A 15,574-nucleotide genomic window follows, 5' to 3' on the forward strand; every position below is an offset into this window, starting at 1 on the left:
ATCTTTCATTATAAACTTAAGTTTAGATTAAGGGTATATGTTCTTGTTCTGGGTTGCTGGCCAGTAGCGACCTCAGGGTCCAAGCCCCGAAAATCTTTGCTGTTGATAGCGAAAACATTGCTAACGCCCGCCCCCATATAGATATTTTTTGATTTCAATCTTTTGATGAGCGAGGCCGGCAGCGTATAACTGAGGCTGATGTTGTTGCAACGCAGCGTTGATGCACTCACTAAACGCTCCGTACTGAAATTGTACATGTCAAATACTGTAGGTGCAATACCTCCAAGGCCTGCCCTGCCCGGCAAAGTGACAAAAGGCACAGAACTGTCGGGTAATGCCGGAACGCTGCCACTGGTATTGGCCGGTGTCCATCTGTCGAGCAACTGACGTGACAAATTCTGGTACTCTGTAGGAAGGTTGTTCGTGAGGTTGTACAGCGGGGCAAGGAATTTCTTACCGCCCATCTGCAGGTAAAAGCTCGAGCTTAGACTTAACATTTTGTACCGAAAACTAAGCCCTAACCCTGATGTGAAATCCGGATCAAACTTTCCGGCATAAGTCATATAGGAAGTGGGATCTTTAGGGTTTGCATCCGGATCAACAGACAAATCAAATTTAGGGTACCCATTTGCAGGGTCAATACCCAAATATCTGAAGGCATAGAAACCGGAGGCCGGCCGGCCAACAACATTTAGGGTACCACTAACGGCAGTTCTCCAGTTAACGAGTTGCGGGCTGACCTTGGTAACGGTATTTAAATTTTTTGAGGTATTGAGGGTTACATTCCAGGTAAAATCCTTTGTGCGTACCGGAACAAAACTGGCCGAGACCTCGTAACCTTCGTTACGCATGGCCCCACCATTCACGAGCATATTCGTAACCCCATATTCCAGGGGTACGGCTAAACTGGTTACAAGTTCCCTTCCGCGTTTGTTGTAGTACTGAAATGAACCGGCTATTTTATTGTTAAAAAGACCAAAATCAAGACCAAGGTTCATGCTTGCATTTTGTTCCCAACGTAAATCGCCATAGGGCAGACTACCAATAGTTAATAAATTATCTCCGGTATTTGCCTCTATGCTGCTTGACAAAGCACCAGTTGGGATCTTAACAATCAAATCCGGGCTCACATTGGTAGCAATGTTTCTCTGGTAACCAAAAGTTCCGCTCAGGCTTAGGTTTGATAACCAGTAAGTTTTTTCAAACCACGGTTCGTTGGCCACATTCCATTTTAAACCACCAGCCCATACGGGGTTGAATTTTTCGTTGGCAAACTGGCCGAAACGGTTGGAGCGGTCATTACGAACGCTAAAGTTCATCACATAGCGGCTGTCGTAGCTGTAACTTGAAGTGAAATACAGCCCCATGGTGTTGGCAAGCCGATCAGTTATTTTTGCCGTAAACTTGGTCGGGTAATCGCTTACCTGGGTTACATTACCTGCCTGGATTGTAGTAGCCGGTAGCGTTGCGAATGATTTGCCCCGGTCTCTCAGGTAGCCTAAAGTGGTATTGGAGTAGCCAACATATTTAGTGCTGTTAAGCTCATGTCCAAACATCAGGGATATGGAATGTTTTTTACCAAAAAGTTTATTATAGGAGATGCTGTTTCTCCAGCTCCAAACATTACTATTGGCCTGGCTCAGGTTATATTCCCCGCCAACTGGCAATTTACTTTGTTTATAACCGGCTTCATTAGGCTTAAATGAACCGTAGTTATTGAAGCGGTACTCCCTGGCAATGTACTCAGACCGTTCTGTAGCATACGATTCCCCGACAGTAGAAGTGCTGTTGTAACTAAATAAACTTTGCAAAGCCAGGCCTTCAATCACCTTGTAGTTTAAATTGATACTGGTATTTGCAGATAATACTTTATTGGAATTGCCCGTATTGTCACGTTCGTTAAGCACATTGTAATTGTAACCAGAGGCATTTGGATAAAAACTCAGGCTTCCATCCGGATTATACGCTCTAATGGCCCTATTGGTGTTTTTGGCGTAGTTATAAGTATCCATCTGGTAAAATCCGCTGGTTGTATTTTTAGAGGCCGATAACCTTGCATCGATATTGAATCTCGGCGAGAGCTGTGCGCCTATAGAAAAATTACCCGTAATTCCGGTAGTGTTATTTCCTCTGGCAGTTCCAACCGCATTGTTATAGCCTAATGAACTGTAATAACGTGTAGTTGAGTTTCCGCCGGAGATACTTAAGTTATGTCCGGTACTGATAGGAACGCGATAAAGCAGGTCAAACCAGTCTGTATTGGCTGTCTCCATGTCGGCTACACGCGCATTGAACTCATCGGCAGTGATGGTTTTTTTATAAAGGTAATCGTTTAACGCACCAGCATACCCAATGGTACTGTTCACAAAAGTAGAAGTGAGCCCACTCGTAAAAATTTCACGTGACACAGCTACCCGCTCTTTAGAGTTCATTAGGTTAAGTTTGTTGGCAGTTACTTTTTCTGTTGCACTAAAGTTTGTTGAATAACTGATGGCCGGCGGCCCAACCCTTCCTTTTTTTGTGGTGATGACGATTACCCCATTACCAGCCCTGATGCCATATATTGCCGTAGCAGAAGCATCTTTCAATACGGTAATGTCTTCTATATCCATCGGATTCAACCAACGTATAGAATTGCCAACGAAGTTCCGGATCACATCAAAATTGTCGGAAGTGATGTCACCGTTTACATTCAGTTCCTGCGCCTTAAATGGCAATGGTTCTTCCTGTATCACCCCATCTACCACCCATATTGGCTCCTGTGAGCCAGCCAGGGTAGATGTTCCCCTAACGCGAACCGACTGCTTTGTACCGGTTAAACCGCTGGTATTGGTAACCACCAAACCTGCTATTTTACCCTGAAGGGCCTGCTCAAGTGTGTTAACCCCATTCAGATACAAGTCCTTGGCATTTATCGTTGCCGTAGAACCTACAACATCGCTCTTTTTTAAAATCTGGTAACCCGTGATCACCATTTCTTCCATTTCCTTTACAGACTCCTGCAAAGTCACATCAAGCACCGGCTCACCTTTATAAATAATCTCCCGGGTTACCATCCCTATGTAAGAGAACACCAGTGTGGCAGGCGCCTGATCTGCTACATCGATCCTGTAACGCCCCTCTTTATCAGTCGTTGTTCTTACATTCAATTCTTTTGACAACACATTTACCCCCGGAATAGGCCTTTTATCTTTATCACGCACTGTTCCTGTTACCAGTCTGGCCATGGGTTTGGTGTTTTTAGTTGCATCAGCAGTATCCCCTTCAGGCCTTTGCTTTACAACAATCATTTTGTTTTTTAAAGCATAGTTTAGCGGCTGCCCTTTAAAACAAAGTGCGAGCACATCTTTAAGGTTGGCTTCTTTAACGTGGATACTAACCGGGTTGGCATTTTTGATTTGCGATGAGGTGTAAACAAAATCGTAACCAGTCTGGGTTCTGATCTCTTTAAAAATCTCTATAAGACTGGCATTGGTTCTGGAAATCGTTACAACCTGGCCAAAACTGTTTGCTTTTAACTGCAAAACAAACACCAGAAGCAGAATAAATGTAAGTTTCATTATTCGGACTATAAGGCTTAAGGGACATGCCAATGGCCTATCCTTTAATAATTTGTAATATTTCATATATTTGAAAAGCATGCACCATGCTTAAAAGCACCTGCATGTAAGTTTGGGTTAGTGATTTAGTTGATTTAAACGATTTAAGCTATAGTTTGGCCCATTCTTTAGCCGGGAGTGCTTCGACTCACTCCCGGTTTGTATTTACCGGGCGTTATTAAGTAAAATTACGGCATAACAAACACCCTCCTTCCCTCAATTTTAAAATGTACGCTTCCGGTTTCCTCTAGCGAAGCCAAAACTTCTGTAATTGGTTTAGCTCTCGAAATTTCGCCTCCAAAACTCTCCTTTGTAACAGGCCCCTGGTAAATAACCTCAACGTCATACCACCGGCTTATGGCAAGCATCACCGTTTGGATATTTTCCTCACTAAATTGAAAGTTCCCATTCTTCCAGGCCACTACATCGCTCGCATTTACAGCAAACACCTTAATCACATTTCCTGTAATTCTTGCCTGCTGCCCCGGAACTAAAGTTTTAACATCTGAACCTGATATCACTTTTACACTGCCCTCCAGCAAGGTGGTACGTGCACCTGGTTCGTCTTTATAATTCTTAACATTAAAATGTGTGCCCAAAACCTCTACCTTCTGGCCGGAACTTTCTACAATAAAAGGATGTTTTTTATCTTTTGCTACTTCAAAGTAGCCCTCGCCTTCCAGCTTAACCCTTCTTGCGCCCTGCTCCTTAAGACCGGCACTATAGCTTAAACTTGAAGCGGCATTTAGCCAGACATCTGTTCCATCAGGCAAACGCACCTGGTAAGTACCCCCACGTGGCGTCTTCAAAGTAAAACTCCTGGCACCTTCGGCGCTTTTCGTAGAAAGCCCATCTGCCAACAGGTAAGACCCATCGTTATACTTAACCTGGCCTGCATTTACAACAATGCCGCTTTTGGACTCACTTAAATTTATAGCTGTACCATTACTAAGCGTAAGCACTGCTGTATTTTTACCCGGTACAATTTGTTTTTCGGGATGGCCGGGAGCAATAAAGAACCAAAGGCCAAAAGCAACGGCAAAAATGGCCGCCGCAACGCCCATCAGGGCGCGGTAATTAATTACCCTTCCAGACGGTAATGGAACAACTGAACCTTGTTTTGTGATATCCTTGTACAACCGTGCATACACTTCGCTTACTGACTGAGTATTTGCCTCCGCTGCTGTATCTTCAGTTTCCCTGTATTCCAGCAGCAAATTTTCTGCTATCTGTTCCTTTAACAAATGCACATCCTTACCCACTGCAAACTGCTGCAGTAAATCCTCTATCTCATCAGAAGTACATTCATTGTTTCTGAACCTTTGCAATAAATCCTTTGGTTGCCCCATTTTTTCCTGTGTAAGATGAAGCTAATACGGATAGAAAGATTTTAACAACTAGTCACTTTTAAAGAAAATATACAAGAAACTGATAATCAATCAAATAATTTTCTATTTATGATTCACCAGTGCATAGCTGATCAGCAAAAGTGCCATCTTAGTGTTTTTAAGCAAAAAGGCTTTTACTGCTTTGTTCGCTTTAACCATATGGTTATTTACCGTGGAAACGGAAATACCTAAAACCGCGCTGATCTCTTCGTGGCTTTTCCCTTCCAGTTTGCCTAGTTTATACACTGCCCTGCTCTGCGGCGGCAGAGAATTTATCGCGGTCATAATCCCATCATTGACCTCCTTTAACTGCAGCGTATCATCAGTCCGCAGGTAACTTTCAGAGGCCAGGGCAATCAAGTGTACCTTCATACGTTTATCTAAGGAAACCCTTCTGAAATAGTCGTATACCCTATGTGTAGCTATAGTAAAGAGGTACGATTTAAAAGATTTTTCTTTATCTAACCCGGCACGGTTTTCCCATATTTTCATATAAAGGTCCTGTAGCAGCTCCTTTGCCACTTCGCGGTCTTTAACCAGGTGGAAGATATTGTTAAACAGCATTTTGCTGTGCAACTGGTACAAAGCATTAAAGGCGGCCTCATCTCCGGCCTGTAAGCGCCCGATAAGTTCTTGTTCCGATAAGTTCCTGCCTGTTAACATTTGTTTTGTTATTTCGGGTTCCAGGCACCTAAGTTAATTATTTATTGACGTTTCTTCATTTTTAACAGGAAAAAAGGCATACCCTCCATCCGGAGACATATGGCCGACCGGGTGTGTCCACATGCCGATTTTGTTAATGTCATTTCTTTATTTACTGATCAGCTTCCACAAAGATTCTACTGGTACTGTATTTTTTACTACCATTTGTACACTCGGATTGGCATCGCTGTGCATCAACATGTTCGTATTGGAAACTGTTCCAACAACATTGCCATGTACATCTACTACCGGACCACCACTGGAACCAGTTGCATAATCTGCAGAAATAGTCATCATTTCCCGGAAAAACTTATTATTGGGATCTCCGGCATTTTCAAAGTATTTGTTGGTCACATTACCCTGTGAAAAGAAATAATGCATTCCTTTAGGATGCCCTACTACATAGACATGGTCGCCAACCTTTGCCGAATGCGCTAAAGGTAAGACCGGTAAATTCGCTGCACCGTTGGTTTCCAGTTGCAGAACAGCCAGATCATTTTTTTTAGATGCAGCCAATATCGCTTTAACTGCATACGTCCGCCCATCGGCCAGTCTGGCAAAAAAACCTACAGGTTTATTGCCATCTTTCATGAAGGCGTATTGTGCCATCACATGATAATTGGTAACCATAATGCCTTTAGCGTCTATAAGGTAACCCGAAGATTCGCTCAAATGCGTATGGCTGCATCTCGGGCATAAATAGGCGCAGGCAGTAATTACCGTCGCACGTTTAACATACTCATATATATCGCTGGGCACTAATTTTTTTTTTGAAGGTTTAACCAGATTGAGATTGACTTTGTTAAGTGTGTCCAAAAGCGATTTTTGGCTCTCCTCTGCTGAAATAGTGTTGGTTTTAGCCAAAACTGAATCAATGGATTTCTGATAACGTTCCTGCAATTTCGCATCGTTGGTAAAGCTTTGTGCAATGGAAAGGCTTGATACCAGCGACAAGCTTATGGAAAGCACCAGGATCTTGACAAACCTGGTGCTGGAGAAATTTTTCATTTTCATTTATTTGATTAATTCTGCCATAGACAGGTTTCTCTTACCTTCTTTCTCAAAAAACTTACCTGATTTTTCGAAGAAGGCCTTAATGGCTTGTTTTTGACTTTCGGTAGCTTTATCAGCCTGACGGGAAAGGACGCCGTCTAAGATTCCCCTAAACACATCGTTGGAGGGGATGTTCCAGATATATCGGTTGTAATAGGCAATCAGTCCGTCAATGTCCTTCTTACTAACATACAAAGCTGCATTAATGATGTGCCTTTCAACCATGTCTGGTCTCAATTTCAATAATCCTACAGTGTAAGCAACATCTTCAACTTCTTCTGGTGTATAAAATACACTGTATTTTGCCCCATTTTCCATGGCAATACAATACATGTCTTTACGCACTTTATCAAATATGATCCTGTTGATGACCTCAGTACCCATAGCCAGATCCAGGTTCGACTTGTACATCATCAGTTTTCGGAAAAATGGACTGCCAAACTTTACTGTTCCCAATGCAAGTTCAAGATAATCAGGGCTAAAACGCTCATAATCCATTGAACTATTAAAAAGCTCGTCGAGCACCGGAGATGGGTCTTTAGCATTCTGATAAAGGGCCAGCGCGTAGGGCTTACCGGTAGTAAAGCTCTTATTGGCCTCATAAGCAGCTTTTATACCTTGCACTGAATTTTTAGGATCGAGGGCCGTTTTCACCTTCTCAATAAACTCTTCGGCTGTAGCTTTACCTACTACCCTATTTAGTTCATTTCCCTGGGCATCTAAAAGCAAAAAGGTAGGATACGCTTTGACACCGTATTTCTTGGCCAGTTCCTTCCCTTCTCCTTTTTCCATGTCAAACTTCACAGAAACAAATTTTGGGTTAAAGTAATCGCCCGCTATTTTTTTAGGAAATTCTTCTCGGGCCATTTGTACACAAGGAATGCACCAGGTCGTATAACAATCCATTAAAATAAGTCTCTTATTTGCCGGATCTGAAGCTTTTGCCATCGCTTCTTTGAGCGTTATGGCTTCAAAATTAATGCCCTGTGCTAAAATTTGCTGGCTAAAAAATAAGGCCAGTCCAAAAATTACAGTTTTGATCAGTTTTTTCATCAGTATATGTTTGTTTCTAACGGCTAGGAAGCCACCATGAGTTTATTTATCCCATTGGGTGTTTAGACTCATGGTGGTTTCATTTTATATAAATTATAGTTTAGAAGTAATCAGCTCCTTCAATTTGGGATCCGAAGGCCTTGCTGCATTAAAACTTACAGTTTTTCCATTCTTGTCGAATAAGATGAAGCGTGGAACACTTTCCACTTCATAATCCTTTAGAAATGCACCTTGATTATTGGAATACAAGTGCAACCCGGACAGCTTCTCCTCTTCTATCATTTGTTTCCATTTGGCTTTATCGGTGTCGATAGACAGACTGATAAACACTACATCCTTTCCTTCAAAAGATTTTTCCAGGGCTTCCAGAGCGGGTTGTTCTGCTAAACAAGGCTTGCACCAGGTTGCCCAAACGTCAATCAATACTACCTTGCCCAGGTTATCCGATAATTTGTGCATTTTACCATTGCGGTCTGGATAGCTGAAATCAATCCAATCACCTCCGGCAACCTGAACACCAGCACGTACCTTAAACATTTTCATTTTAGTGCGCTGCTCGTCGTTCAGCATATCACCTTCATATTTTTTAAGAAAGGCAACCCTGTCTTGTGATGCACCCTTTTCCGCATAGGCCAGGATATAATTGGCCCTCAGACTTTTGTCACTGATTTCCGGAGGCAGCATCTCTCCGGAAATACCTTGTTCCTGATTGTAAATGATGTGTTTGGCAAAGGCGAAATATTGCATGTACCTAAAAGCAAATGGCAAGTCCCATAAACCTTTATCAGAAAAATTCTCGTTTTTGAACCAATTGACATACTTTACAGGGTATTTACTTTTATTTTCGAAACCAACGCCCATGGCAAATGGCATCACCAAATCAAATTTATAGCTGTAAGGCAGCATATGTTTTGCTTCCTTATCAAAGACAGCATTTCCAGTGTTGATGTTTTTTACGAAGTTTTCAACTGGCCCTGCCAAAGAATCCAGCAGTTTCGCCAGCCTATCCGTAGGGAGCAGGCGTGCATTTTTAGTGTAGCCATACTTACGGATCGGAGCAGTCATTTTGTACCAATCAGAAAACACTTTATTTTCCTTACTTAGTTTTCCAGCATAGGTAACCAGTCCGTCGGCGGCCTCTACAGTTAGCTCTTCACCTTTACGCAGATAAACAGGATAATGTTCGTCAAAAGCTCCTATAAAGCGGATGGTATTCTGGTCTGCCGGTGTCACTGCTGTACGGAACGCCCCATCGGCTTTATCAGTTGCGGGCTCAGCTATTACAGAGAGGTCTCCATTCTCAGCTTTGGTAAAAAATATACTGCTGGCATTCTGATGGTTGGGCATCTCATAACGAAACTTGCCTTTCAATACGGCATTCTGAGCCCAGGACGATGCCGACATGGCCAGCATCGCTAATAAAATACTTGTTTTTTTCATTCTATGATTTAATATAGGCATAGCTGTTTGGCTATGCCCCGTTAGTTAATTGATTGGGTTATTGCACAGGGATATTCATATCTGCCAGGATCTGACGGATGTATCCATACTTAGTCATGATATTCGGATAACTGCCATAAAGCTGTCTGAATTGCGCATCAGTATTCGCAAAGGCTGCCTCTAAATAAATGGACACATCTATCCAGGTCGTATAGGGCGTGTAAGAGGCATTTCTTGGATCGTTGGAAATGAAACCCAACGTCTGTAGCGTAGCCACGGTTCCTGCTGGCAAACCCGTAACAAATTGGGAGAATTGCCAGGTTCCCATGTAATAGATGTCGCGTGTGGTAACAAACCTGCGGCTCACACCATAAAATCTATCCAGGATATCATTGTACTTTCCGCTCAGGACCGTATTGGTAATCATGGCCCGCATGATTGCCGCTTTGAAACGGGCTTTGGTTGCCGCGTTCATGCCGGGAATCTTCGAAGCTTCGCCAATCAAAACGGTATTGAAGGCTTTAAAGGCATAAGTACCGAAGGCATTGCTGCTAAAAGATTCCAATAACAAGATACTGGGTACGTGGACATTTTTTGGCAGCAAAGGCATGATGTCGGATCTCAAATAAGCCAGGGCAGCTGGCACATCTGGCTTAGTACAGTATTTAAAATTCTGTACCAGAGGTGGTGCCCCTACCTGTTCAACTCCAAGAGCGTAGTTTTTGGACAAAACCTCATAATAAGTAAATTCCTTTCCAAACAGGTCTTTCCTCTGTTGGGTGCCAATGGTATCATTGATGTAAAATGGGATACCCGTTTCTTTATAGAACTCAAACCTGGCGTGAGTAGTGGCATCAGCTGGATTGTCTTCCACAACCAGCCAGTTTTTATCATAGTCAGGAAAAACGGTAGTTTCTTCCTTTCTGCATGCAATCATACCTATTGAAAGCACCAGAATTGCAATATATAGTTTGCTTTTCATGTGTTAAGTTTTAAGGTTGAACACTGCGTATGGGCCGGACAGGATTGGTTAGCGAGCCCCTGTTGAAATCGATGGCATAGTCTGGAATGGGCACTTGCCAGGCTGCGGCATCTTGCGCAAAGGAATCCAGGACGTAGCTCCCGGCTGGTGTATAGGTCTTCGTCTGCGCATCGTAAGTATAGTTAGGATGCTTAATGCTAAAACCGGATGGCAGAGGGTATCTGGAATTGACGGCATATCTCCTCAGATCAAACCAACGATGCCCTTCAAAGCACAGTTCACGACGGCGTTCCTCTCTAATGAACAATACCAAAGCCTCATTGGATTGTGGAAGCTGAGCCAGGCTTGCATTTCTCAGCCTTTTAATACGGAGTTTCTGTATTTCGGTTCTTGCTTCCGCATCGGAACCTATCATAGCAAAGGCTTCTGCACGGTTAAGTAAGATTTCGGCATAACGGAAGGAGAAGATGCAGGAAACCTGAACCGGATCGTTGAAGGTTTGAAAAGTACGGTACTTTCCTGGTAGCCAGGCCTTACTTTTAGCTGTTCTCCTAAAGAAAGCAGTGCGCCGCATGTCATCGGTTGTGTAGGCCTCAGCTAAACCATTGGAAACCTTAAATGAGGAAGCCCTGTTGTCATTGCCATTAAAAGTATTGGTAGAGTCTGTCAGAAATACAGCGGGTACAGAGTTGGGCCCCATTGTAAAAATAGACTCTGTAGAACCACGGTAGGTGAAATTGGTATTGTCAGCGTATTGATTCAGATCTATTAAACTATAACCCAGGTTGTCATAATCGCTGGTAACTTCCAATGCTTTGTCATATTGCTCTGTGTACAAATAAACCCGGCTTTGAAGGGCTTTTACTGTAGCAATTCCTACACGAATCTTCGTTGCCGGATTGTATCCCTGCAGGAAGATTGCGGCCTGCTCCAGGTCTGAGATGATCTGCTGGTAGACCGATTCATTGTTGCTGCGTTTGAAATACTCATCCTGGATTTTTTCAGAAATTTTCAACGGCACGCCCTCATCGGTCATTGCTGTACTTTTCCGGTAAGGGGAACCATAGATATTCTGAAGTACAAAGTAATAATAAGCACGCAGGAAGAATGCTTCGCCCCTGATGTGCTTCAGGGTTAGGTCCTCTGGATTCTTGCCCGCCAGGTTCTCTGCCTCAAAGATGATGGCATTTAATGCCCCGATCCTTTTGTAGACTTTTCTCCAAAAGGTTTCTTCCCAGATGAGTTTTAAAATATTGACATTCGGGGCCTGGGCCCAATTGTGAAAGCCAGAGAGCATATGCCGGGGGGTTTGTTCAGCTGGCTCTACGTAGTCTGCAAGTGATAGTTCACTGTCGTCGTCCATGACGTGCAGCCAGGGTGCCAGGAGTCCGGATTCTGCATTGAGTGTCGTGATTGTAGACTGACTTGAAACGCCAAATGAATAGCTGGGAAGAAAAGCCTCCCCGATCATTAGTCTATTTAAGTCATCTGTGGTTTCCGCATATTTTAGATCCCGGGAATATTCCTCCAGGAATTTTTTACACGAGCTCATCAACAGCACAAAGGCTAAAAGCATAAAAATATTTTTTTTCATGTCCCTATAATTTAAAATGATACATTGATACTACCTGTATAAGTTGGTCTCACAGACAGATTGATATTGGGTGCGGAACCAGATTGTGAAGGATCCTGACCTTTGAGCATTTTATTGCTCAAAATGAATAGGTTGGTGCCAGTGATGCTTAAGTAAGCAGTACCCAATCCCAATTTCTTCGCAAAGGCTTCGGGTACGTTATACCTGAATGAAGCGGACTGAAGCTTGACATGGTCGCCGCTCACCAATCTGATATCTGAGTTATCGTACATGTCGTACACACTACCTGCAAATTGATACTGTGAGGCAGGATAAACGGACCACCAGGGTTGATTGACTAAATTATCTGCCTGAAGCCCTGGGATATTGGTATAAGCTTCGTCGCCAGGGCGGCGCCACCTGTAAACAAACTCCTTACGCAGATTTTGTTGCGGATAGGCAATATTTGTACCGTATCCAGAAGCAATTTTCAGCATCCGGATCTTGTTACCCAATGAATAAGTCACATTGAAAGACAGACCAAAATTACGGTATCCGAAATAGTTGGAGATACCTCCCTGGATGAAAGGTTCCCTGCGACCGGACTCGCTCATTACGGCCAGGTATACGTCTTCCTTCTTCATTTGGGAGTACTGGTTGCGGTATTGGTCTGCCAGTTCAGCTTCTGCACCATAGAAAATAGGCGATCCGTCTACAGGGCTTAAGCCTTTAAATTTATAAGAATAAAAGGTATTGATCGGTTTGCCTGCAAGCTGTATTGATCCGTCCAGGAAATTGTTGTAAGTGACATTGTCGAGCAAGACATTATTCCGGTTGTTAATTACACGATTCAGTACTTTGTTCAATACCTGTCCCAATTGGGGATCAAACCTCCATACAAATCCACGGCGGGCTTTATTCAGGCCGGCATCGTCAATGGCCGTAATTCTAAAGGTTAATTCAACTCCTTTATTTTCCAGGGTGCCACTGTTGATCACATACGTTTGTACGCCATTGATTTCAGAAACCACTTTGTTCAGGAAGGCATCTTTAGTCTTTTTGTAGAAAAAACCGACAGAACCATTGAGTTTTGCTCCAAACAAGGAGAATTCAAGTTCCGCGTTTGATGAGGCGGTACGCTCCCATCTGAGATCCGGGTTAGGAAAATTTTTAATGGTAGAATATTGGGAATTGTAGTAACCATTGGTTACCGGTTGCTGCTGGATGACCATGTTGGCGCCCTGGCCTGGCAGCATATTGCCCTGCCATCCCCACGAACCTTTCAGGGCCAGGTCATTCACCCATGAAACGTCCTGAACAATGTCATTTTTCATGTTCCAACGTCCGGAAACAGCCCAAATCGGCAGAAAGCTATTATTGGATCTTCTGCCAAAAAGATTGGATTGTTCTCCCCTGATGTGAACATTGAGCATGTAACGGTTGTCCCAGGAGTAACCTCCGGTACCATACCAGGCCAGTTCATTAGTTAAGGTACGGTCAAAAGTACCTAACGCAAGTTTATCCTGCATCCATTGTTGGTAATATCCGGTATAGGTTGCAGACGGTATGTAATCGAAGTAGCCTCCCATCTCCGGAAAATATCCCCTTCTGGCGATGTTGAAACCTTTATATTCTGAGGACTTGGCTTCGATACCTGCTGCGAAAGTCAGCACATGCTTACCTGCCTCTCCAAGAGTGGTCGTATAATTGGATTGTAAACGTGCGGTATAATTGTTGTTTCTGGTTTCATTTTTGGTCAACTCCCCGCCTATTGGAGCCATGTCGTTTCTCGCAGTTTGATCAGACCTCAATTTGAAAATATAGTAGGAATTTTTGGTATAATACAATTCACGGTTGGTGTTGGTAATGCCATAAGCAAAAATCCCCTCTACATCGAAGCCCTTAAAAGCCCTGTACCTGAGCACTCCCTTTATATTGGCACCGATTCCTTCAGACTGGTCATTACTGTTATCGCGCTCATTCAGGATATTGTAATTGTAATTCAAATTAAAGGTATTTGTACGCGGGTAGTAGAACAAGCTTCCATCTGGATTATAAGCTGGAATGGTCCGGCTGGTGTTGTAAGCGTAATTCATGATACCCAAATCAGCAGGGGCATAATTTCTGATCGAATAATTACCCGTGAAAGAGATCTGCGCCATGAACTTTTTGTAATCTGCTGTGATATTCAGCATTGCAGAGTACCGCTTATTATTCTCTCCTTTGATAACCCCGTTTTCATTCTGGTAGCCAATAGAAGAATAATATTTAACATCCGGAGAGCCGCCTGATAGACTAAGGGTATGGGTTTGCGAGAAAGCATCTCTGGTAAGCAAGCCCATCCAGTCGGTATTTATACCCGCATAATAATCACTCTGGCGTTTGAACTCATCATAACTAACCCCGCCAGCATAGTAGTCCTGCAAGATTGCCTCGTAACCTGCCCATTGCGTAACACTATTGTACTGCATCTTACGCTCCACCATTTCTTTGGAAACATCCATCCGCTCGGCTGAATTCATCATGTACATCCCGCGATCAGAATATCTGGGCCGACGCGCAAAACCCGAAGTCATAGAATAGGAAATCATAGGTTTGCCTATTTTACCTTTTTTGGTTGTAATGACAATTACTCCATTTCCTGCCTTTGCACCATATAGGGCAGTGGCTGATGCATCTTTCAACACGTCAATCTGTTCAATGTCTTCCGGATTAAGACCGGAAATGGCATTACCCAATAAGTTTACAAAATCCAGGTCATTGATCTGGGCAGGATCTACATTGACAGGATCTGTTAATACAATACCATCCAGAACCCAAAGCGGTTCCCGGTTGCCCAGAATGGTAGAGGTTCCGCGAATTCTCATCTTTGGAGCGGCACCAACTTGTCCTGAATTTTGCATTAAGATCATTCCGGGTACCCTGCCTTCCAATAGTTTGTCTATGGTGTTGATGCCTGGGGTCAGGATGTCGTCCATTTTGATGGTTGTTACTGCACTGGTCAATTTTCTGCGGTCAATGTCCTGATAACCGGTTTTAACCACGACATTCACTTCGTTCAGTTCTGAGGCCTGCATGTTCAGCGTTACCACGCGGGCGCGCTGAGCTCCTATTTCAAGTGTAGCATAACCAATCATACGGATCTCCAGGGTTTCATTGGCATACTTACCGGGAATCACGAAATTTCCATTCTTGTCTGTCCGGGTGCTGTAATCGCTTCCTTTTACCTTGATGGTAGCACCATCCAGCGCTTTACCATCTCCGGTGGTAACTTTACCTGTAACCGGGCTATCGAAACCAGTTGAAGGTGAAACCAGGTCCGACTTGTTATCGTAAATGATGATCACACCATCCTTGATTTCGTAACTCAATGGCTGCGTAGCAAAGAGCTTTTTCAAAGCACTGGCCAATGGCTCATTCGTCAATTTCAAAGTGACGGGCTTTGTTTTCTTCAGGATCCGGTCATTGTAAGAAAAATCATATTTGGTCTGCTTGCTGATGGCTTCCGTTGCTTTTACAAAGGATGCATTCTTAAGGTCAAGCGAAACCGTCTGTGCCTTCAGTTCGTTGAACAACTGGAGTGAAAGGAAGACAGATAAAACAAGTAAAAACTTTATCAATATGGGTAATGTGCTCAGGGTAGTTAGTTTTAATTGCTCTCTGGGTGCTGCACACCTCCCCTCGTCCTTGTGGAAAAGGAAATAGTTCATAAATTTGTAGTGGTTAGTTGTTTGATTGTTTAGATAATTTTAAATATCGGAACTGCCCCAGCTGGAGGTGTTAC

Annotated in this window: 9 protein-coding genes; all 9 read right to left on the reverse strand. The window is 43.4% G+C overall.

Features of this window, described 5'->3' with window-relative positions:
• Positions 1-8: 8 nt before the first annotated feature.
• A complete protein-coding gene (locus tag ABIE26_RS10370; protein WP_310143358.1) occupies positions 9-3,560 on the reverse strand; it encodes a SusC/RagA family TonB-linked outer membrane protein in 3,552 nt (1,183 codons plus the stop codon).
• 227 nt (positions 3,561-3,787) lie between these two features.
• Entirely contained in the window at positions 3,788-4,948 is a 1,161-nt protein-coding gene (locus ABIE26_RS10375; RefSeq protein ID WP_310143356.1) for a FecR family protein, read from the reverse strand.
• 102 nt (positions 4,949-5,050) lie between these two features.
• Positions 5,051-5,650 (reverse strand): RNA polymerase sigma factor, encoded by a 600-nt coding sequence (locus ABIE26_RS10380; RefSeq protein WP_310143355.1) that lies wholly within the window; start codon positions 5,648-5,650, stop codon positions 5,051-5,053.
• A 147-nt stretch (positions 5,651-5,797) separates the two neighbouring features.
• Positions 5,798-6,697 (reverse strand): S1 family peptidase, encoded by a 900-nt coding sequence (locus ABIE26_RS10385; protein WP_310143354.1) that lies wholly within the window; start codon positions 6,695-6,697, stop codon positions 5,798-5,800.
• A 6-nt stretch (positions 6,698-6,703) separates the two neighbouring features.
• Positions 6,704-7,795 (reverse strand): thioredoxin family protein, encoded by a 1,092-nt coding sequence (locus tag ABIE26_RS10390; protein WP_310143353.1) that lies wholly within the window; start codon positions 7,793-7,795, stop codon positions 6,704-6,706.
• 93 nt (positions 7,796-7,888) lie between these two features.
• Entirely contained in the window at positions 7,889-9,235 is a 1,347-nt protein-coding gene (locus ABIE26_RS10395; RefSeq protein WP_310143351.1) for a TlpA family protein disulfide reductase, read from the reverse strand.
• 58 nt (positions 9,236-9,293) lie between these two features.
• On the reverse strand, positions 9,294-10,217 hold the full coding sequence (locus ABIE26_RS10400; RefSeq protein ID WP_310143349.1) for a hypothetical protein: 924 nt from the start codon (positions 10,215-10,217) through the stop codon (positions 9,294-9,296).
• 10 nt (positions 10,218-10,227) lie between these two features.
• Positions 10,228-11,811, reverse strand: a complete 1,584-nt coding sequence (locus ABIE26_RS10405) for a RagB/SusD family nutrient uptake outer membrane protein (RefSeq protein ID WP_310143347.1) — start codon at positions 11,809-11,811, stop codon at positions 10,228-10,230.
• A gap of 11 nt (positions 11,812-11,822) precedes the next feature.
• Complete coding sequence (locus ABIE26_RS10410) at positions 11,823-15,500, reverse strand: SusC/RagA family TonB-linked outer membrane protein (protein ID WP_310143346.1); 3,678 nt, start codon at positions 15,498-15,500, stop codon at positions 11,823-11,825.
• Between the last annotated feature and the right edge of the window lie 74 nt (positions 15,501-15,574).

Source organism: Pedobacter africanus (assembly GCF_040548825.1).
Taxonomy (GTDB): Bacteria; Bacteroidota; Bacteroidia; order Sphingobacteriales; family Sphingobacteriaceae; genus Pedobacter; species Pedobacter africanus_A.